General features: G+C 32.4%; 20 protein-coding genes and 1 pseudogene. 5 read left to right on the top strand and 16 right to left on the bottom strand.

The window, feature by feature from the left end:
- Positions 1-358: 358 nt before the first annotated feature.
- The 6 genes and pseudogenes from LCF45_RS13935 to LCF45_RS13960 form a co-directional block, all read right to left on the bottom strand.
- Positions 359-622: a hypothetical protein gene (locus LCF45_RS13935; RefSeq protein WP_002127785.1), complete on the bottom strand. Its 264-nt coding sequence runs from the start codon at positions 620-622 to the stop codon at positions 359-361.
- Positions 623-765: 143 nt separating this feature from the next.
- Positions 766-1,328 (bottom strand): annotated as a pseudogene (locus tag LCF45_RS13940) (AAA family ATPase).
- Positions 1,329-1,443: 115 nt separating this feature from the next.
- Positions 1,444-2,202, bottom strand: coding sequence for a class I SAM-dependent methyltransferase (locus LCF45_RS13945; RefSeq protein WP_263892810.1), 759 nt, complete (start codon positions 2,200-2,202; stop codon positions 1,444-1,446).
- 228 nt (positions 2,203-2,430) lie between these two features.
- Complete coding sequence (locus LCF45_RS13950; protein WP_002127788.1) at positions 2,431-4,227, bottom strand: Xaa-Pro dipeptidyl-peptidase; 1,797 nt, start codon at positions 4,225-4,227, stop codon at positions 2,431-2,433.
- A 136-nt stretch (positions 4,228-4,363) separates the two neighbouring features.
- Complete coding sequence (locus LCF45_RS13955) at positions 4,364-5,740, bottom strand: sensor histidine kinase (protein ID WP_263892811.1); 1,377 nt, start codon at positions 5,738-5,740, stop codon at positions 4,364-4,366.
- Positions 5,733-6,380 (bottom strand): response regulator transcription factor, encoded by a 648-nt coding sequence (locus LCF45_RS13960; RefSeq protein WP_000865958.1) that lies wholly within the window; start codon positions 6,378-6,380, stop codon positions 5,733-5,735. Before LCF45_RS13960 ends, LCF45_RS13955 begins: the two co-directional genes overlap by 8 nt.
- 121 nt (positions 6,381-6,501) lie before the next feature.
- Here LCF45_RS13960 and LCF45_RS13965 point away from each other — a divergent pair, with 121 nt between their 5' ends.
- Positions 6,502-6,918, top strand: a complete 417-nt coding sequence (locus LCF45_RS13965) for a hypothetical protein (protein ID WP_263892812.1) — start codon at positions 6,502-6,504, stop codon at positions 6,916-6,918.
- Between the two features lie 44 nt (positions 6,919-6,962).
- Here LCF45_RS13965 and LCF45_RS13970 read toward each other — a convergent pair whose 3' ends face one another.
- Positions 6,963-7,460, bottom strand: coding sequence for a DinB family protein (locus LCF45_RS13970; RefSeq protein WP_016091565.1), 498 nt, complete (start codon positions 7,458-7,460; stop codon positions 6,963-6,965).
- 188 nt (positions 7,461-7,648) lie between these two features.
- Between LCF45_RS13970 and LCF45_RS13975 the strand changes: the two genes are divergently transcribed.
- Positions 7,649-7,852: a hypothetical protein gene (locus LCF45_RS13975; RefSeq protein ID WP_263892813.1), complete on the top strand. Its 204-nt coding sequence runs from the start codon at positions 7,649-7,651 to the stop codon at positions 7,850-7,852.
- Positions 7,853-7,930: 78 nt separating this feature from the next.
- Here the strand turns inward: LCF45_RS13975 and LCF45_RS13980 are convergent, their stop codons facing one another.
- Complete coding sequence (locus LCF45_RS13980) at positions 7,931-8,791, bottom strand: DegV family protein (RefSeq protein ID WP_263892814.1); 861 nt, start codon at positions 8,789-8,791, stop codon at positions 7,931-7,933.
- A 254-nt stretch (positions 8,792-9,045) separates the two neighbouring features.
- On the opposite strand from LCF45_RS13980, the gene LCF45_RS13985 reads away from it, so the two are divergent.
- Positions 9,046-9,477 carry a GNAT family N-acetyltransferase gene (locus LCF45_RS13985; protein WP_263892816.1) on the top strand — a complete coding sequence of 144 codons (432 nt, stop codon included), beginning with the start codon at positions 9,046-9,048 and terminating at the stop codon, positions 9,475-9,477.
- A gap of 369 nt (positions 9,478-9,846) precedes the next feature.
- Here the strand turns inward: LCF45_RS13985 and LCF45_RS13990 are convergent, their stop codons facing one another.
- From LCF45_RS13990 to LCF45_RS14000, 3 genes are all read right to left on the bottom strand, one after another.
- Positions 9,847-11,136: a BC_2427 family protein gene (locus tag LCF45_RS13990; RefSeq protein WP_263892817.1), complete on the bottom strand. Its 1,290-nt coding sequence runs from the start codon at positions 11,134-11,136 to the stop codon at positions 9,847-9,849.
- 127 nt (positions 11,137-11,263) lie between these two features.
- Positions 11,264-11,959, bottom strand: coding sequence for a CsxC family protein (locus LCF45_RS13995; protein ID WP_002013348.1), 696 nt, complete (start codon positions 11,957-11,959; stop codon positions 11,264-11,266).
- Positions 11,960-12,552: 593 nt separating this feature from the next.
- On the bottom strand, positions 12,553-13,323 hold the full coding sequence (locus LCF45_RS14000) for a GNAT family N-acetyltransferase (protein WP_002013350.1): 771 nt from the start codon (positions 13,321-13,323) through the stop codon (positions 12,553-12,555).
- Positions 13,324-13,813: 490 nt separating this feature from the next.
- Here LCF45_RS14000 and ycaC point away from each other — a divergent pair, with 490 nt between their 5' ends.
- Positions 13,814-14,449 (top strand): isochorismate family cysteine hydrolase YcaC, encoded by a 636-nt coding sequence (gene ycaC / locus LCF45_RS14005; protein ID WP_002013351.1) that lies wholly within the window; start codon positions 13,814-13,816, stop codon positions 14,447-14,449.
- Positions 14,450-14,735: 286 nt separating this feature from the next.
- Here the strand turns inward: ycaC and LCF45_RS14010 are convergent, their stop codons facing one another.
- Positions 14,736-15,515, bottom strand: coding sequence for a BC_2878 family exosporium-associated protein (locus tag LCF45_RS14010; protein WP_002127800.1), 780 nt, complete (start codon positions 15,513-15,515; stop codon positions 14,736-14,738).
- Positions 15,516-15,770: 255 nt separating this feature from the next.
- Here LCF45_RS14010 and LCF45_RS14015 point away from each other — a divergent pair, with 255 nt between their 5' ends.
- Complete coding sequence (locus tag LCF45_RS14015; RefSeq protein ID WP_002032538.1) at positions 15,771-16,091, top strand: hypothetical protein; 321 nt, start codon at positions 15,771-15,773, stop codon at positions 16,089-16,091.
- Positions 16,092-16,145: 54 nt separating this feature from the next.
- Here the strand turns inward: LCF45_RS14015 and LCF45_RS14020 are convergent, their stop codons facing one another.
- Genes LCF45_RS14020 through LCF45_RS14035 form a run of 4 tightly spaced genes read right to left on the bottom strand, consistent with a single transcriptional unit; the run spans position 16,146 to position 19,777 of the window.
- The gene (locus LCF45_RS14020; protein WP_263892818.1) at positions 16,146-17,681 is read right to left on the bottom strand and encodes an MDR family MFS transporter; all 1,536 of its coding nucleotides are present in this window, start codon (positions 17,679-17,681) and stop codon (positions 16,146-16,148) included.
- A gap of 23 nt (positions 17,682-17,704) precedes the next feature.
- Positions 17,705-18,412 (bottom strand): hypothetical protein, encoded by a 708-nt coding sequence (locus LCF45_RS14025; protein WP_002127803.1) that lies wholly within the window; start codon positions 18,410-18,412, stop codon positions 17,705-17,707.
- Between the two features lie 17 nt (positions 18,413-18,429).
- Positions 18,430-19,140: a polymer-forming cytoskeletal protein gene (locus LCF45_RS14030; protein ID WP_263892819.1), complete on the bottom strand. Its 711-nt coding sequence runs from the start codon at positions 19,138-19,140 to the stop codon at positions 18,430-18,432.
- 13 nt (positions 19,141-19,153) lie between these two features.
- Positions 19,154-19,777 carry a YhbD family protein gene (locus LCF45_RS14035; RefSeq protein WP_088291641.1) on the bottom strand — a complete coding sequence of 208 codons (624 nt, stop codon included), beginning with the start codon at positions 19,775-19,777 and terminating at the stop codon, positions 19,154-19,156.
- Positions 19,778-19,868 lie beyond the last annotated feature (91 nt).

Genomic DNA, 19,868 nt, shown 5'->3' on the forward strand with positions numbered 1-19,868 from the left:
CTTTTATGTGACATTCATTTGACAAAATGATATTAATTATACATAAGCTGTTACAGTTTTAACTATCAATCTAAAAACTACAATTCTTCTAAAAGAATCCTTCAACACATAAAAACAATCAGCCTTTCATGTATAGTACATGAAAGGCTGATTGTTTTTCACTACACTTTTTTATGTATACAGTATATCCCTGCTATAATAAAACAAAAAAGACCTTTATACGTTAAAGATCTTTTTCATCTTATTTTTGTTACAAAAAACGCCAGAATCTAAAAAAACTTACTTTATGATTTGTATTTCTATATATAAATTAAAGGTTATAAGGCTACCAGCATCTTCTCGATTAACATTTTTCACATTAAATATTTCTTGCAATATGCGGTTTGCTATAATGACTTGTTCCACCACCACCCACTACTACTTTTCCGCCTTTTTCGAAGATTAACAATTTACTTGAACCATCTGAAAGAAGTACTATTACTTCAGCATGATCACTTGTCGCTACATAGATTACATAACCACTTTTTGAAATACAAGTTTCCCAATGCTTATCAAATTCTGATCTTACAACTCGATTAGAATACACTTGATTTTCAATTCTTCCTGGCTGTTCATTTTCCAATTTTTTCTTACCTCCTTCCAAAGTTGTCATTTATATATAAATGACGGTTTCTCAATAAATTAGTGACCGTCCTTAATATAAATAGTATATGTAGTTAGTAGGAGAATGCTTGGACAATGAAAACGTAACAGCATTTAAGTATTTTACAATCGGAATTTTTCCTTAATCATTACAGCTACTTCTTTAGCACTCAAATGAGTATTATTAATTTTTATGTACTCTTCTTTTTCAATTTCATCATGAAATGAATTTAATCTATGTTTTTTCATCGTTTCTTTTAAATTTTTTTCAGACCATTCAATGTCTCTTTTTTTCGGTTTATGCTCTAGTCTATGTGGACTTTTATTTCGCTCTAATCTTTCATCTAATTCTGCCTCGAGCTCTACAAAATATACTGCTGCGCCTTTTGATTCAAAAATACTTACTACATGGTTTATGTAATCCCAATCCGATTGAAGATCAAATGCCCATACATATGTAAAAATCATTCCGTATAAATCACTTTTAGACACTTCTTCAAATAGTTCATTACGAAACAAACTTACTAACCGTTGTGCTTCCGCTTTGTACTGTAATCAAAAAACGAGCTAACAAAATCAATCGTCATATGATTATGAAATAGCTTTAAATCAGTTATTTTTTCTAACTCATGCCCGACCGTCATTTTCCCGACTGCTTGCGGGCCAAATATTAAGATGAATTTCATTTGTTTTCCTCCGATTTTTCTCTATAAACAATGAAATAAAACATATCCTAAAATTGAAAATAAGGCAGTCGATGTTGTGTCGATTGCCTTATTTTCATGAATAGTTCCTATATTATTACTTTCGTACAGCTTCAAAAGTAATAATTTGTTCTGCATTTGACGGTTGCTTTTCATAAACATAGTCAGCAGAGCAAGTAATGTCAGTGAAACCTATACTTTCTAAAAGGAGTTTAAACTCTTCTATTCCATACCACCGCATTGCAAAACGTTGTAGTTCAGTTTGTACTAACTTTCCTTTACTCCATTTTTCGTATTTTAAATATGATACAGTTACTTGGTTAAGCCAATCTATTTCAATTGATTTATTTTCTAATGTAACCCCGTCTCCGCTTGGTAAGGAAAAAGTCGATGTATGAATCTCACCCGTCTTCCAATCATACGGAAGTCCAAGGTCTACAATTAAACGCCCACCTGGATTAAGATGTTCATAAAAACATTTCAAAGCGTTTATAGAATCATCACGATTTTCAATTAAACAAAAGGATCCGGTAGGAATTATTATCGCCTCATATTTATATGGTAATGAAAATTGTTGTAAGCTTCCTTGGTATAAATTAGGGTTTAAGCCTCTCTCTTTACAACGCTTACGGCAAGAATCTAGCATTTCAGTTGAATAATCTATCCCATCAACTTTAAATCCCACTTCAAGAAGTGGAATAATGACACGCCCTGATCCTACTGCCGCTTCGAGAATTCTTCCCCCACAATTATTTAAACGTTCTTGATAATACTCAATATCACCATTTAAAGAATAACCGACAGGTTTTGTAAAATCATATAGTTCTGTACAAAGTGTACTATAAAAACTAAACATTTATTTTCTCCTCCGTTTTATGTGTACGGAAGATTCTAATTTACTTAATCTTTCCGTACCTCAAATTTTAATGAGAATTCGAAAGAGCTGACTGTCATAATTTATCACTCACTTTCCATGTAATATATTTACATTGTATAATATTCCCTCGCGATTGAACATATCAAAGTTGAAAATTCTGATTATAAATAAAGAGCTTACTATAGTAAGCTCTTTATCAAAAACTATTTATTTCACAATCGGCAATGTCACTTCACTCAATTTCACCGTTAGCTTCGTTCCTGCTTTCGGTCTAATTGTATAATCGTAGTCACTTGCGATTAAAACGACCCCCATTTGATGCCCTGCTTTAAATACATAATCATCTGGCTGCATGTCCCATGTAAATGTGTAATCTTTACCAGGTTGAATCGCTGTTGAATTTTCTATACTATTTAAGTTTTGCGGATCCATCCAACCTCTCGTTACAATTTCAGGCCTCGCTCCGCCATAATCAACAAGTAAAGCTGTTAAATTTGAAACAGATCGATCAATATTTCCTGTTATTGAAATTTTAGGCGTACCACTTATTCGCATATCTTTTTGCAGTACAGGCATTGTATATACTAATCGATTCGCTATTTCTAACTCAGGGTTTTCTACTAGTTGATTTGACTTTATTTTAGCATCATCTACTAATGAGAAAACATTGTTTACTGATCCCATACTTAATGGTAGATTGACTGCTTTATTACTTAAATACATACGGACTTTTGATGGTACAGCTGCTGGATCTGGCCAATTTTTTATTTTTTGCCACGATTTATTTTCACGTTGTACATCTACCATCGGTTCATCCATAATTCCATTTTCAATTCCATATAACCAATAATCGAACCATTTATTTTGGGTTTGTTGCCAGTTATTACTTGATGTTCCGCCATGTCCACCTTGATGTAACCACATTTTACGAGGAACATTATTTTTGCCAAGAGCTTCCCACCACTGTGCGAACTGCTTCGTTTTTACATTCCAATCATTTAAACCGTGAACAACAAACACACTAGCCTTCACATTCTTAACATCTTTTACATAGTTACGTTTATCCCAAAAATCGTTATAATCGCCTGTTTTACGATCTTGTCCAGCTGTTAGTTCTTTAATGATTTGCCCGCAAACTTCAGGGTTCTTTCTTGTTAGTACTGCTTCTGCCATATTATCTGTATCTTCTCCCTGATATCCACCTGGCGCAATAACCGCCCCATTTGCACGATAATAATCATACCAGCTACTAATCGCTGCGATTGGAATAATTGTTTTTAACCCTTCCACTCCTGTCGTTGCGACAGCATTCGGTAACGTACCATTATAAGAAACTCCTGTCATTCCTACATTTCCCGAAGACCAATTTGCATTTACTTCCTTACCATCCTCTGTATATGCTTTTGCACGCCCATTTACCCAATCAATGACAGACTTCGTCCCTAGTATTTCTTGTTCATCTCCGGTTGTCGGACATCCATCTGATTTTCCAGTTCCGATGCTTTCGCCTAAAATAACTGCATATCCTCTTGGAACATAATAATTGCCGTATGAACCAAGATTAACCGCTGCATACGGTTTTCCTTCATACGCATACAATTCTTCATCAACATTATAAACAGGAACATCTTTCAATCCAGATCGATATGGACTCATTTCATATATAACAGGAACTTTTACATTTGATTCTGTCTTTGGACGCATAACTTTAATTGATACTCGATCTTTCTTACCATCTCTATCACTATCGACTTCTGTCTCTACAAATAAATTTTCAATAATTGCTTCATCAAGAGAATAGATTGGTTTTGTCATCCCATTTTCCAATTGAATTTTTGTGTTTGGAGTTAAAGCTTCTGAAATTTGACCATTTAACTTAATATCACTCCCTTTTACAGAGCTCCCTTCTTTATTTTCTGCATGTGCAGTCATACTAGAAACTCCTGAAGTAATTGTTAAAGATAATATAGCTGAAAGTGTTATTGCTAATTTCTTTTTCCTCATGCCCTTCCCTCCCCATATATTCCTTCTTTTACTATACATTAAAATTGCAGAAAATTCAGTTTATATCTTATGGAAAGTTGAGAAATTTGTAAAACATTCGAATCTTTCAAGATAATAGAAAAGGAACTAATAACAATTAGTTCCTTTCTATATACATATAAAATTGTATTTCTCCATCTTCTACCGAAACTCCGTATTCAAAACCATGTCTTTCTAATATACTTTTTACAATCGCTAATCCTAATCCAGTACCTGATTTTTCTTTACTGCGAGAAGATTCTAATACGTAAAAAGGCTCCCAAATTTTATCTATCTCTTTAATTCCCTCAGCAGCAATACCATTTTGAATTTGAAAATACACAATGCCATTTTTCTCTTCTAATGTGATTTTTATATTTTGATTCGTTGTATATTTTATCGCATTAGAAATTAAATTTTGAAAGACCATTCTCATTTTATTTAAATCAGCATAAACAATCGTGTCACCAACACTATAGTTCACTTGCAACTTGATTTCTTTCGACTCTAGTTCAATCTTATGCTTATCTATTATACTTTGTACTAGTGGTTCAATAGGGAATTCTTCTTTTTGTAAAATATCTCTTTCTAGTTTAGAAAATCGCAATAACTCTTCAATTAAATTTGAAATTTGATCTGTTTGTTTAATGATTGTATCAACATATGTGCCATCATCTAAACCGTCTTTTATTCCCATAGAATATGCTTTTACTAATGCGATTGGTGTTTTTAATTCATGAGTTACATCGCCCATAAATCGTTTTAAGTGGTCATTTCGATCTGTTAAATCTTGATGTGCTTCATGTAATTTATCACTCATAATGTTTATACTATTTGCTAAATCACCTATTTCATCATTCGTTTTAACTTTCGTCCGTTTAAATTTCAGACGTGAAATATCTTCTGCGACATCACTCAATTCATTCAGTGGCGTAGTGATTGTTTTTGAAAAAATCCAGACGAGCACGATAATAAGAAATAGTGAGAATCCCAAAATGTATAAATAAAATGAGTTAAGCGTTTTAATTACTTCATTTGAATGTGCGATAGAAACTCCTACTAAAATCAACATATCATCTTTCGCAATGTATTTCGCAAAAAAACTAGATTTTATCTTTTCTTGATCATATATTTTATTCGATTGTCCGAGGTTCTTCACTTTCGTAATTTCTTCTTTTGTAATCCAAAGTTTATTCAATGCAACTCTCTTTTTTGTAAGTTGCATGCGTAATTCTTCATTAATAGCATCTTCTGAACTATTTATTGATGTATACGCAATCGTAACATTACCTTCATTTTCAATATGATTTATAGCATTATCCAGCTCTTTACGCGGTATTGACTGGATTTGCGCTGTAATGCCTTCTAAGCTTTCGCGTGTTTTGTGCACATTATATTTTGGTAAAAAATAGTTGATTAATAATAAAGAGATGGCAAAAATAAGGATGACTGTTAAAGAGATGCTGAAAAATAACTTTTTACCGAGTTTATTCACACTCTTCCTCCAAACTGTATCCTAAACCGCGATGTGTCTTTATAATATTTTCTCCTATTTTTTTACGTAATCTTCTTACATGCGTATCAACCGTTCGCTCTTCCCCAAAATAATCAAATCCCCAGACGATATCTAACAACTTTTTCCTCGTTAAAATCGTGCCTTTGTGATTTAAAAAGCACTTTATTAATTGTAATTCTGTCTTTGTAATGTCTAATTCTTTCTCATTTTTATATACTTTATTTTTGGTGAAATCTATTTTTAAATCTTGAACTTGAATAACATCTTCATGCTGTACAAGCTTTTTCGCTCGCGTAATTAGCACTCCTGGGTGAAATGGTTTTTTCACATACTCATCTGCCCCGCTTTGAAGAGCTGCTAATTCATCTTCACTTTCACTTTTCGCAGTAAGCATTAATACTTTTACACTCGAATTCTTTTTTATTTCCTGACAGACAGTAATACCACTACTTTTCGGCATCATCCAGTCTAAAATAGCTAAGTCAATTTTCTCATCATAAAATATTTGAAGTGCTTCCTCTCCATCTTTTGCTAATAAAACTTCGAAGCCTTCTTTTTCAAAATATGCTTTTAAAATTTTCAGCATATCTTGTTCATCATCCGCGATTAATACTTTCATTACATTTCCTCCATTACTTATAAACAAATATCAATTTTATCATACAACTTCTTTGTTACATCAATGTGACATAAAAATATTTACAACGTTTGAGGGTATAGTAAGTGTGAGGTGTTATTTCATGTTCAAAAAAATAGGAGTCATTACTCTTCTCTTCTTTTTATTATCAACAAATGCGTTCGCAAATACAAATAAACAAATTGAAGTATTTGATTGTAAAAAAGAAATGGTCGTTCAAAAACAATCTTTAGATCCAGCTATTCAAAAAGAAGCTGTTCAATATGCTAAATACATTACTGGCCCGTTCAAAAACTTAAACGTCGTTCCAAAAGATGGTCACATGATAAAAATCCCTTTATCTAAACCAGTTTCTATTACAAATCAATGGTTACATACAACAATTGATGAGGTACTTATTCTTCTCCCGCTTAATGAAAAACCTTATATTATGCTTTACGATGATGAGAATAATCCACATTTTTATTATGTAAAAGGTGATCCGAAAACTTTATTGAAACAAATAAATGTTAAATTATAATTAATTAAAGATCCCGCAAGTATCATTCGCGGGATCTTTCTTTATCAGTTAACAACTTGATTTTCATTTAAAAAATTAATAATCTGCCTTTTGTGATGGTTATCGTGATCTACGAATTCTTTAATAATATATATTAGAGAGTACGGCATTCCAGTATGAGGACAATATGATACTCCATTGGCAGTTAAATGTTCCTTTAGCTTTCCAATAGACAGTCGGTTAAGCTCTTGAACAAGTAAATCTCTTTTAGCTTGTGCTTCTTCAAGAAGTTTTATCTTAGATATACCTGATTTTGCATAATTAGAGGCTTGTTTATTATATGTATCAAAGTCAGGGAACTCCATTCCCTGTCCATCTCTCACTGATGATAATGTCTCACGTAAAAGATAGTCATCCCAATTCATAATATGAGATACAATCTCACCAATAGTCCATTTCCCCTCTGATATTGGCGCTGTCCACAATTCTTCTTTCATACCTTTCAATGTGGTTATCCACATTGAATAATCTTTAAAATCATTAATAATTTTATTTTCTCCCATCATCTAATCCCCATTCTAATAGTAGATTCAAATAAATTATACCATAAATCTACATAATGCAGAACAAACGTTCCTTTGGAGATCAAATAATAATTCACTACATCCTTTTATCTAAGTTTAGATAATGGCTTGTTCCTACATACAATTAGTTTGTCGAATTATTCAGTAAATATGAAAGGATGACAAATATGATTATAAAACCTAAAAACCATTCAACACGAAAAATAGTAAGATATTCTGGAGGATCCGCAACTCTTTTAATACTAGCATCCTTCCTTTATCAGTGGAACAATGGTTTAGTAGTTGATGATACTGAAACATTTGGTTTCATGCTAGCCTTCACCGGTTTCCTAACTACCTTCTTACCTACTAAAAAGAAAGCTACTAACTAATAAATAATTACATATTTTTTTATTAACATAAAACAATTATATTAGAATAAAAAAAGGATTGATCAAAAGATCAATCCTTTACTCTACTTCATTTAAGAAGAACAATGTTAACGCACCAGGTCCTGTATGCGCTCCGATTGCAGCTCCAATTGTATTTACGATAAATACTTCACAACCGAATCTTTCAGTAATTAATACTTTTAATGCTTCGGCAGTTTCTAAATCATCACCGTGAGTCATACCGATTGTTTGACCTTTAAGGTCTTTCCCACGCTCTTCCATAATATCAACAATTCGGCTTAATACTTTCTTTTTCCCTCGTACCTTTTCAAGTGGTACAAGTTTTCCTTCATCCACATTTAAGATCGGCTTAATGTTTAATAAACCACCAATAAAACCAGCTACTTTACTTAAACGCCCACCTCTCACTAGGTACTGCAAGTCAGCTACAGTGAAGATATGTTCCATATGGTTCATTAGAAAAGCGACACGGTTTAATATTTCTTCTTTTGATGCGCCCTCTTTTGCCATTTTTGCAGCTTCTAATACGACAATACCTTGACCGAGTGAGGCACATTTTGTATCAATAATTTCTAAATCTAAATCAGTGTATGTTTCTTTCACTTCTTCTTTAATGAGAACTGACGATTGATATGTACCAGACAGTTCAGATGAGAAAGCTAAATATATACAAGGATTACCTTCTTTTGCATAAGAAACAAATTTTTCTTGGAAAGTTTCAAGTGAAGGCAATGACGTTCTATAAACTGCGCCTTCTCTCATTTTTTGCAGTAATGTAACCGATTTTAATGTAACCCCATCTAAATACTCTGTTTCTGCTTCATCATATACACGGAGTGGAATTAAATCAATATCATATGCTTGCAGCAATTCTACCGGTAAATCCGCCGCACTATCCGTAATGATTTTAACACCCATTTTTAAACCTCTATTCTGTTATAAATATAAAAAATATAAAATAAAAATAGTACTTTTAAATTATATACGTAAAACTTAAATGAAGAAAGGAAAAGACTTTATATTATATGCACTCTTCTTCAAAACTTGAACTATTATTAAAAATGATACCGTTTTCTCCTATTTTCATAATTTATTGTGCCAATTATGAATTACAACTCGTATCGTTCTTTATATAATAGAAATATTAAAACATTTCAAATGGAGGCCTAAAAATGGGAATTCAACTAGCTATACCTAATGATATAGAATGGATTAATAATCAATACGAATCAATCGGATTTGTACCGAGTGATTTATCACGAGATAAGGTTGCGATCATTACATACAACAAAGAGTATGCGGGTGTTGGACGTTTAGTCCAAATAGATGAAGATACAATTGAAATGGGTGGAATTTTTATTCTCCCTAAATTTAGAGGTCTACAATTAGCTGGGCAACTCGTTTCATTTTTAGTACAAACTGCGAAAAAATTACAAATACAAAATGTGTATTGTCTTCCTTTTGAAGAACTAGAAAGCTTTTATAAAAAATACGGCTATACTGAAGTCGATACTACAGAAGAAGACGTCCACCCAATTATTCTAAAAAAATATAATTGGTGTTTGGAAAATTACGATAAACATGTTTTACTATTTAAATTGTGAGTTTTGTAAAAAAGGAGTGAATATACTTTATATTACACCCTAGGTTATAAGATGTAATTATCTATGTTATTTAATTAGCTTCATTAATCAAACAACATTTACGCCAATTTTATGTCCGTTTTAAATAAGTGTTAGCAAGTTCGTTGACAAACTTGTTAGCACCTTTTTAAAACTTAAACCTGAAGAAATCCATACAATTAAGTAACTATCCTAGCTAGCAACAATATCATCCTTCATAAATATTAAAATGAATTCATTGAGGATAAACCGTTTGGAGGATATTCTATAGCACTGAATGATTTACAAAAGATTACGCATTGATACGCTACGAATAAAAATAATGAGCTAATCAAGGGAATATAATCATTTTTATGTAATTCGCACTTGTACTTCCTGTTCTTGTATCACTTGAATGATTAATTCCAATACAATATTTTGTACTAACTGATACACATTGTCATGAAATGTACTTTGTTCTGATATGTATTCAATACATTGATATATATATCCTTCTACCAATAAGCTCCCTTTTTCAACTGTAAATTTATTTTGTCCATTCTTTTTTACTTTTGGTACTAAAAATTCGGTTTTTGTCAAAATAATCTCCTGTTCCACCTCTTTTATTCCTATCACTTTTTCTGTAAATACCACTTTTTCTCGTAAACTAATTTCACCTTTATATCTTCCTATTTCTATTGGTAGTCTGGCTGTTATATAATTACTTACTGCTCCCCCATTTTCACTCTCTAATATTATGCTGTGAATAGGAATCCATGAAGATGTCTCTACCTTATTCTCTTCATTATTCCCTTTAACTTTTTGATTATATAATTCAACAAGCACTCTCTTTTCATGAAGATTTAAAGAAACTAATTTACAATAAGCCTCCGAATGATACTGTTGCACTGTAGTTAATAACTTAGAATCTAATTCACGCCCCTCCGCATCTTTTTCATTTCGAAATACAAATGCATCTTGATTTTTCACATTTATTTTTGGAAATACTTTAAAGCTAGACACTTCTGAAATAATAGAAAATGGCGTTTTCACTACCATTGAATGCACTGAAGTCTCTATTTTTGATCCTAAACCTATACTTTCTCTCTTTGATTCAGTTTCTTCACTTTTTTTCTCTGATTCATTTGCTACTTCTACTTTCTCTAATCCAATCACTTTATTTTCTTTTGCTGGTTCAGTCTCTTCACTTTCTTTGTTTGATTCAATTGCTATTTCTTCTTTCTCTAATTCTCTTTCTTCATATTCTTTTACTGATTCAATTTTCACCTCTTCTTCCTCTAATCCAATCGCTTTATTTTCTTTTGTTAATCCAGTTTTTTCACTCTCTTTCTCTATTCCAATTACTTTATCTTCTTTTTTTGACTCTGTTTCTTTACTTTCTTTCTCTATCCCCATTGCTTTATCTTCTTTTTTTGACTCTGTTTCTTTACTTTCTTTCTCTATTCCCATTGCTTTATCTTCTTTTTTTGACTCTGTTTCTTTACTTTCTTTCTCTATTCCCATTGCTTTATCTTCTTTTTTTGACTCTGTTTCTTTACTTTCCTTTTTTTCTCTTATTTCGCGCGAATCATCTTGAACATTCAGCATTTTCCATTTGTAAACTTTGTTCCATATTTCCTTACCAACCCATGGCTTATTCATCACCATCCCCCCATCTGATGAAATTCATAAAAATATGCTTTTTGTACGCGACCATTCCATCATTATATATGTTTTATAATAATAAAAAAGACATTGTCTTTTTATTAAAGACAATGCTTTTTTAGTCTTATACTTGTACTTGTTGTACTTGTAAAACTTTTAAAGTAAGATCTAGTACAATTTTTTCACGAAGAGTTCCAAATGGCTCGTTTAATTCTGTTGGACAAGGTGAAAAGTCTAATTCGAAAAATTGTGCGCTTACTAATTCACAATATGGTTGTTCATTATAAAAAACTGTATTTTCGAAGAAGTATTTGTCTAAACGTGGTAAATCACCATTTTTAGGATTAATAAAGTGAGATGTAGTATCTGAGGAAGAAGCTACTACAGCTTGTGATAGAAAATCAGCTGCTGTTAAATCTGCAAAACCAGAAAATGGAACATTTGCAATACGATCATATAGCACTCCATTACACTCATCATTTGCATATTCAATATTTTTACGAATATATCCTTGTACAAATAATTTTGCTCTTGTAACTCGGCGGTAATTTGTACCTGGTACTGGAGTAAATGCTACAGGAACTAACTTACATTGTGTTAAAAATACATTTTTTAACACACGTTTAATCTCAGTTGCTGGAGGATCTAATGAAATATCAGATTCTACAACAATTTGAATTGTTCTTTCTGCTAATACAACTGGTATTTTTACAATCGGTGTTCCTGGAGTAAGAATTGGTGTTGCAGCTGCATCACTTAATGGCGTTTGAGTTTGTCCATCTACCTGACATGGTACATTAATTGGGCATTGTTCGCTCATATTTTATAATCTCCTTTATACAATATTTTGGAGTTTTTTAACTCTCTATACTGTATATGTATCTCTTCTATTAATGCGTGGGTTTGTATAATAGTTACTTTCATCATTTACAAAAAAATAGCAAATTTATTGTTAGTTAAGCACACATAACTTAATATATTAAGCCTTTATGATTATCTACCTATATAAAAAGAGAATTTCTGAACCCTCATCGTGGAAGTAGGAACTGATGTGTTAATTATATTCACTAGTAATAGAAGAAAAATCAATATTAGTATCACTCTACTGTTGAAAAAAATAAAAACCGACTAAAAAAAGTCGGTTTTTATACCCAAATTCTTGAGGAATCCCTTCATCCTTATCATTAATATCATTGTTTTATTCTCAAATTTTTCACTAAAATTTATCAACTCTTCTTAGGAAACCAATCTTGTCGTCATTCTTTTCCCTTAATTTCATTTATTAACATCTCTTTTAATACCTTTTTATCTTTGGATAGTTTAGTTTTTGTTTGCAATTATAAAAAATAAGACTACTAAACGTTAATTTACTAGTCTTATGACGTTGTACAATCCGTACACGCTCCCGTTCATTCACTTATTATTTACAAAATAAGTATCATATGCCTTATCAAAAACATACCCTAGCTTTTCTGCTAATTTGACAGAAGTACTATTCGCTGCGTCCCAGTTTGGATACCTCCCCTTTTCTAAACAATCCAATATTAAGGTCGCACAAACTACAGTTGCCAATCCCTTTCTTCTATGATCAAGATCAGTAGCAACTTCAATTTCAATACCATCATTATAAATACTATATGATGATGCACCGCATACGACTTCTCCATTATACAAAATGCTATAACCTATACCTCGATTTACATAATCATCTATTGATCGAAATTGACTTGTAAAATCTTCAGAAACGTTGTGTAATGTTGGATTATTTGCGATATGCTCATCTATTTTTCTTAATTCATATCCTTTTGGAAGTGCAGTTATAAAAGATTGTAATTTTGAGCGATTAAACACTTCTGCATTTCTTTTAAATTTATATCGTAAAAACTTATCTATTTTTCTTTCATGGAATGTTTCTAAACGCTTTTTCCATTGATCACTATTTACGATTACTAAAATTCTTTCAGGGATGTTACGTAATAACTCTTCTGTCTCTTTTGCATTTGGATCCCCAGCGTAAAATGTGAAAATCCCTACCGTAATTTGCGCTACTGTCGGGTTTTCAAGATCGTTCACCCAGGCATTGCCCATATGTCCTTGTAAATAAGAAAGTAGAACAACATTATTAAAATCCTCGAACATAGAAACTAATTTTTTTCTTGTATGTATTTTTGCCTCATATATCATTTACATTCCCGCTTTCTTTAAAATCAACTAGACTCAACATTTTCATGAGTTAACTTTTATTAGTATTCTTATACACACTTATTTATTATCTAAGTAAATGTCTATGAAACTCAACTCCAAAATGTCAAATAATTATAAATTATACGTAAATTCAATTTTATTATAACATCTAATTTCATTGAAATGATTTACCAATCAAGAATTGCTATTTTCAGATTCATTTTAGTCCTCATATCTCATTTTCTATTTACAGGTAAAAACATTATTATTCACAAATAATAGATAGCATTAGGACCATACCACATAGCTATCCACTCAATTAATACATTGTTTCCCAAAACGAAAAATTTGTAATTCCTCAATATAAAAATACATACATCCCAATATTCTAATGAAAACTATTTGTTGATAAATTTTTGCATGTATACCAAATCAAGATAAATAACTGTAAGATTGATTTGTAAATAAGCTTATTAAGGGGGATTATAAAATGTCTGATTTGTATTCTCGTCTTTCAAAAAGTGATGCCGCGGTTCTTCTAGTGGATCATCAAACAGGTCTTATTTCCAGTCTAGTGCGTGACTATGGTGTTGATGAATTCAAGAATAATGTTTTAGCTCTTGCGAATACCGCTAAGTTTTTTGATTTACCTGTTATTTTAACAACTAGCTTCGAAGACGGTCCTAATGGTCCACTCATGCAGCAATTAATCGAACTATTTCCAAATGCGCCTAAAATAGCGCGTCCTGGACAAATTAACGCGTGGGACAATGATGAATTTGTAAAAGCTATTGAAGCAACGGGTAAAAAACAGTTAATTATCGCAGGTGTCGTTACTGATGTTTGTGTTGCGTTCCCAGCTCTATCAGCTATAAATGCAGGGTATGAGGTATTTGTTGTAACGGATGCATCTGGAACTTTTAGTAAACAAGTTGCTGATGCCGCTCTTATGCGTATGGCTCATGGAGGGGTGCAACTAATGAACTGGTTTAGCGTTGCAGCAGAATTACAGCGTGACTGGCGAAATGATGTTGAAGGTTTCGGAGCTTTACTTGCTAAGCATCTTCCAAGTTATCAAAATATCATTGGAAGCTATATGGGGGCTCAAAAAGAATTTAGTAAATAAATTAATTCTTGATTAAACTTGATATCAATTTTGAATAACTATGTAAACTCAATAAACACTACCAATAGCTATTTTACATAATTAAGAAAAGGGCTGCTTTAATAGCCCTTTTCTTAATTGCTTTACCAATATTGTATGTTCCTCCGTCACTATATTTAAATTACAAATAGCAATTATTAGTACAACTAGCCATCCTATTTACTTCTAACATCCATACTAACAAAGCGATTTCTTCCGTTACTACAATCCGCCTCGTATATTTTAAGAGGATTAATCAATAGGTACGTTATAGCTCCTTCTTAGAAATAAAAGATTCCGTCGCACCATTTTTATATATTTTGGTCAACTTAATAATCGACTTGTACGTATTATTGTCATCCACTATCATTTTTTTCATTTCTTCTATTTCGGCATTGCCAGTTCCACTCTCTATTTTTAAACAGTTCGAAATGGAAAGGTATCCGCTTGATACTAAAATAATAATAAAAGTAACATCAGGGAAATTAATAAATAGCAATCCATAGTTCAAAGGATCCCCAGCTGGATGCGATAAAAGCAATCGGAAATCTAGTAGTTCTGGCACTTGAACAAAATCTTTAGAAACAATCGCTTCACCTACTATTGTAATTTGCTTTACTACATTCCCAAGTTCATCTGTAAATTCAATACATCTAGGCGTATCAATTGTTTTTGCTTGTAGAGATAAATTCAATTCAGAATTATAAAAATCGAAAAAGAGTGTACTTCCCTCCGTTAAACACTGTGGACAAACATTTCCAAGGAGACTAAAATCCTCTTCAATAAATTTAACTTTCGCTTTACAACTACACACTTTTCCTATTCGAATCGCATCAATCCTTGAACAATCTACAAATATTACCTCATTGTCTTCTTGTGCAAATGAAACTATACCTTTTATCTCATTAAATGAAATGAAATATGATACAACTATTTCGTTTCCGTCTATTGTGATACTCTCAATCCTAGAATAAGGATCTAAACTTTTCAAAAATTCACATATACTATTTTGACAACATTGACAATTTCGTTTCGGCTCGCAATCCACTTACATTCAATCCCTTCCCTATATGTTTTTATCTAATACACATAATATGAGCGGGATATATGAAAAGCTTGGACAATATAATTTTAACGTAAGGATATAATTTGTTACGCCTAACATCAATATGGAAATTACACCAATAATAAGTAATAACACATAATTTTTACTATAAATACATATAACAATTTCATCTTTCAATGAAAAAGCGTTATAATGAGGTGCAGCCTCTAAGATTACGTAATAAAGGAGATTAAAACAATGACTAAAATTAAAGTATATCAAGTAAAAGAAGAAAATATGGAAGCAGTAAAAAACATTATTGATGTTGAGGAACAAAACCCAACTGCTGAGAACTTACAAAATCTATATACATGTGTATTAGATACTGAAGATATGGCATTACCTGAATCATACGTTGAAGAAGATATCTTAATTGATTCTATGGAAGTTATGGTTAACGCTTCTCAAAGCAAGCTAAGAGACTTAGGTACATATGATGTAATCGAAGTTCAAAACAAAGGTAAGAAAACACAAATTTTATTATTAGCAGACGAAGAATACGAAATTATCGAAGGCTAATTCGACTCCGTACATAAGAAAAAGCTCCTTTCAAAATTGAAAGGAGCTTTTTCTTTATGCTTTTGATGTTTCACTTTTCACCTTGTTTTGTTCTTTTTTATATACCATGCGCTCATTTCCCATAAAGAAAACGAATACGAACGCTAAACTTGCGGGGACTAACGCCCACATAAATGTCTGAACGATTGAACTAGAGAGAGCTTCAATAATTTTATCTAATATTTGCGGCGGAATTTGAGATCTTGCCGATTCTGATAGAATAGCTCTTGAATCTCCTAAAGCGTTTGTATTCATTCCCCCGCTCATACCTTTAAACGATTCTTCTAATTGATCCTGGAAACCAGTTCTTTGAATCATTCCGAAGATTGTAATACCAAGTGTCATACCTAATGAACGAATGAAGTTACTCGTTGAAGTCGCAGAACCGCGTTGCTCCATACCGAAGTTATGAATAGCAGCCATACTTAGTACAGAGAATGAGAAACCAACTCCAAAACCGATAATAACCATATAAATTGTTAATAATATACGACTTGTTTCTGGCGTTAATGTACTTAATAAGAATAATCCGATTAGCATAATTACAGCAGAAATAATCATAATGTTTCGGTAGCTAAGTTTCGATGTTAAAAATCCACCTAACTGCGCTGTAACTACTGATCCTAACATCATTGGTAATAACAATAATCCTGAGTTTGTTGCGGTACCACCGTATACGCCTTGAATAAATAACGGAATGTACACAGTTGCTGACATAAATGCCGCCCCGTAACATAAGGCAATAATTGTACTCATTCCGAATAGACGTTGTTTAAACATCTCAAATGAAATGATTGGTTCTTCTACTTTTCGTTCAATAACAATAAAAGCAATTACTAAAATAGCGAACCCAGCAAATAAACTTAAAATAAAGCTAGAATCCCAATCATACTTTTGTCCGCCTAATTCTAAGGCGAACATTAAACAAATTACTGCACCAACTAAAGTAATTGCGCCAAACCAATCAATCTTTTGTTCTCTATGAACTCGTGACTCTTTATAAAATAATGTAATAAAAATAAGTGCTAAAATTCCAAGTGGTAAGTTAATATAAAACACCCAGTGCGAGCTAATATAATCCGTAATATATGCGCCAAGTAATGGCCCGAAAATACTTGATAAACCAAATACTGCTCCGAATAAACCACCCATTTTCCCGCGCTTTTCTGGAGGGAAAATATCAAAAACGATAGTAAATGCGATCGGCACTAGTGCCCCGCCGCCAATACCTTGAATGGCACGATAAATACCTAACTGTGTAATATTTTCAGCAGTACCACAAAGTGCCGAACCAATCATAAAGACGATTAAACCGAAAATAAAGAATCTCTTTCTACCATACATATCTGATAGTTTACCGAAAATCGGCATACCTGCCATTTCTGCAACCATATAGGCAGAAACAACCCATACAAAGTTTTCAAGACCTCCTAGATCACCAACGATTGTTCCCATCGCTGTTACGACAATGGTATTATCCATTGATGCCATTAAGATACCTAGCAATAAACCGGCAACAACGAAGCCGAGTTTATTATTCTTCTCAACCATAACCTTGCTCTCCCTCATACTACTTATATTTGTTTATGTTCTTTTACGACTGAATTCCCTTTCAGGTTAAAACTAGTATGATATTCTACTACACTAATTTCACAGCCAGGGCCAATTATAACATGATTTCCTCTAACTACGTCTGCAATTGTATGCTCTAAATAAATATCATCTCCTTCAATAATTGATGTTTGGAGGTTTCCAGCATGACTTGTAAAAGGATTAAATCTCACTTTTTTACGTACTGTAATCTTTTTGCCACCGATTTCCCTTACTTTACTTCCTTCATAACGAAGTGAGATTTCAATATTTTCAGCATTAAGCAAACCATCACTTTCAAGACCACCAGTTAGTAATAATTCCTCTACTTCTATATCTCCCTTCACATTTAAAGCGCCTTTCACATCTACGAAATCACCTGAAAACTTTCCTTTAACTTCAATCATACCTCTTACTTTTGTTTTTTCTATATGAGCATCACCATACATTTGTGTATTGCCATATACTTTTATACATTCCGCATCTACGTTTCCTTGTACTCCACTATCTCCATACACGACATAATTTTTAACTTTCATATTACCACGTACATCACTCGTGCCGTACGTTTTAAATTCATTACAACTCATATGATTAGAAATTGTTCCTTCGCCGCGTATCTTTACTTTGTTATAATCCCCACCTGCTGAGCTACCTGATCCATTAACAGTAAGACTATGTTGATTTTCCATATCGATTGCTCCCTTCTTTACACCTGCCTAATTTCTTTTACATTTGCGCTTTTATCAACAGTAAGAACTCCGGTATATTCAATGAGTTCAATCTCACAGTTCGGTCCTACTGTAACATTGTTTCCTCTTACCGTTTTTATGTGAGCATAATCAATATCGATATTGTCACCTTCTAACAATTCAGCCTCTAACTGCAGGCCAAATACTGTTTTAAAAAGTTTACTAAAAGTACTCAATCTATGTCTTACTTTAATTGTTTGACCGCCAATTTCTTTCGCTCTACATGTACCGTGAATATTAATATTAATTTCATCTGCGCTTAATAAACCACCTACCGTAAACTGTCCCTCTGAAGAAAAAACATCAACCTCGCAATTACCATCAATCGTCGCTTGGCCATTGATTTTAAATTCTTCACCGGTGACATTTCCACCTATCGTACCTTTTCCTGCAATTTTTAAAGTGGTCGCCTTTACATCTTGTGTAATTGTCCCTTTCCCATCGATTCGCATCATTTCTGTGCTAACTGTACCATCAACTTTACCCGATCCGCTAATTCTTGCATTACTACTTTTCAAATCACCAGTAACTGCACCGTAACCATTACATTCAAATTGCTCACATTCAACGTTTCCATTAACAGTTCCTTTTCCATTTAGTTGCACTTTATGAAACTCTCCACCGTTTGATGAACCATATCCGTTTATAATTAAATTTTCTGTACGCATTATTTCTCCTCCACTACAACAGTTTAGTTTTTAATGCTTCGGTAAATTTCATAATTGCTATACGTAAAACAATCTTTGTTCCCTTTTCAAAAATTAAATCCTCAACGCTTGATACTAAGAAGCATGTAGAAATCCCTAACTTCCGAATAATAACTAAGTCACAATTTTTATGTTTAATCGCTTCATAATTTTCACGTAAAACTTGTAAAACCATTTTCCCTTCTTCTAAGCTAACGTCTCCTGATTGAAGAAGTTCTTCTAACACGTATACATAAAGAATCTCTGCAAATTGAAAATCTTCCGTTTTGTTCGTTTGCTCCATGAAAAATTGTAAAACAGGTTCTGATGTAATTTCTTTACGAATGAGATCTTCCTTTGCTAAAAGAATCTCTGTTACGCTTGGTGAAAACATATTTGCCAATTCATCAAGCGATAGATCCTCTTTCATCGTTTGAATTTTATCAATACGCTCTAATATCTTTTCTTTCGGAAAAAATGTTTCCTGACCTGTGAACGTTGACTTCCGTACAAACCAATCTTCCGGTATTAAATTTTTTCTCTTCCACCTATATAACTGTCCGTATGAAATACCAGTTAACTCTAATAAATCTTTTTTTGAAATTAAATTTGTAATCAACTGTATATCACTCCTTTCTAATAACAATGTAACATAACACTGTTACGCTGTAAATGAACTTTTATAACATGTAGCGTAACAATGTGCAAAA

Origin of the sequence: Bacillus sp. 41-22 (assembly GCF_025809295.1) — a bacterium.
Lineage (GTDB): Bacteria > Bacillota > Bacilli > Bacillales > Bacillaceae_G > Bacillus_A > Bacillus_A mycoides.

Coding starts and splice junctions, on each gene's coding strand:
- LCF45_RS13960 (WP_000865958.1), bottom strand. CDS start 6,380: ATGAAAGTATTAATCGCGGATGATGAACAAGATATGCTGAAAATTTTA.
- LCF45_RS13975 (WP_263892813.1), top strand. CDS start 7,649: ATGATTATAAAACCTAAAAACCATTCAACACGAAAAATAGTAAGATAT.
- LCF45_RS14030 (WP_263892819.1), bottom strand. CDS start 19,140: ATGCGTACAGAAAATTTAATTATAAACGGATATGGTTCATCAAACGGT.
- LCF45_RS14020 (WP_263892818.1), bottom strand. CDS start 17,681: ATGGTTGAGAAGAATAATAAACTCGGCTTCGTTGTTGCCGGTTTATTG.
- LCF45_RS14015 (WP_002032538.1), top strand. CDS start 15,771: ATGACTAAAATTAAAGTATATCAAGTAAAAGAAGAAAATATGGAAGCA.
- LCF45_RS13980 (WP_263892814.1), bottom strand. CDS start 8,791: ATGGGTGTTAAAATCATTACGGATAGTGCGGCGGATTTACCGGTAGAA.
- LCF45_RS13990 (WP_263892817.1), bottom strand. CDS start 11,136: ATGAATAAGCCATGGGTTGGTAAGGAAATATGGAACAAAGTTTACAAA.
- ycaC (WP_002013351.1), top strand. CDS start 13,814: ATGTCTGATTTGTATTCTCGTCTTTCAAAAAGTGATGCCGCGGTTCTT.
- LCF45_RS13970 (WP_016091565.1), bottom strand. CDS start 7,460: ATGGGAGAAAATAAAATTATTAATGATTTTAAAGATTATTCAATGTGG.
- LCF45_RS13965 (WP_263892812.1), top strand. CDS start 6,502: ATGTTCAAAAAAATAGGAGTCATTACTCTTCTCTTCTTTTTATTATCA.
- LCF45_RS13995 (WP_002013348.1), bottom strand. CDS start 11,959: ATGAGCGAACAATGCCCAATTAATGTACCATGTCAGGTAGATGGACAA.
- LCF45_RS14000 (WP_002013350.1), bottom strand. CDS start 13,323: ATGATATATGAGGCAAAAATACATACAAGAAAAAAATTAGTTTCTATG.
- LCF45_RS13945 (WP_263892810.1), bottom strand. CDS start 2,202: ATGTTTAGTTTTTATAGTACACTTTGTACAGAACTATATGATTTTACA.
- LCF45_RS13985 (WP_263892816.1), top strand. CDS start 9,046: ATGGGAATTCAACTAGCTATACCTAATGATATAGAATGGATTAATAAT.
- LCF45_RS13950 (WP_002127788.1), bottom strand. CDS start 4,227: ATGAGGAAAAAGAAATTAGCAATAACACTTTCAGCTATATTATCTTTA.
- LCF45_RS14025 (WP_002127803.1), bottom strand. CDS start 18,412: ATGGAAAATCAACATAGTCTTACTGTTAATGGATCAGGTAGCTCAGCA.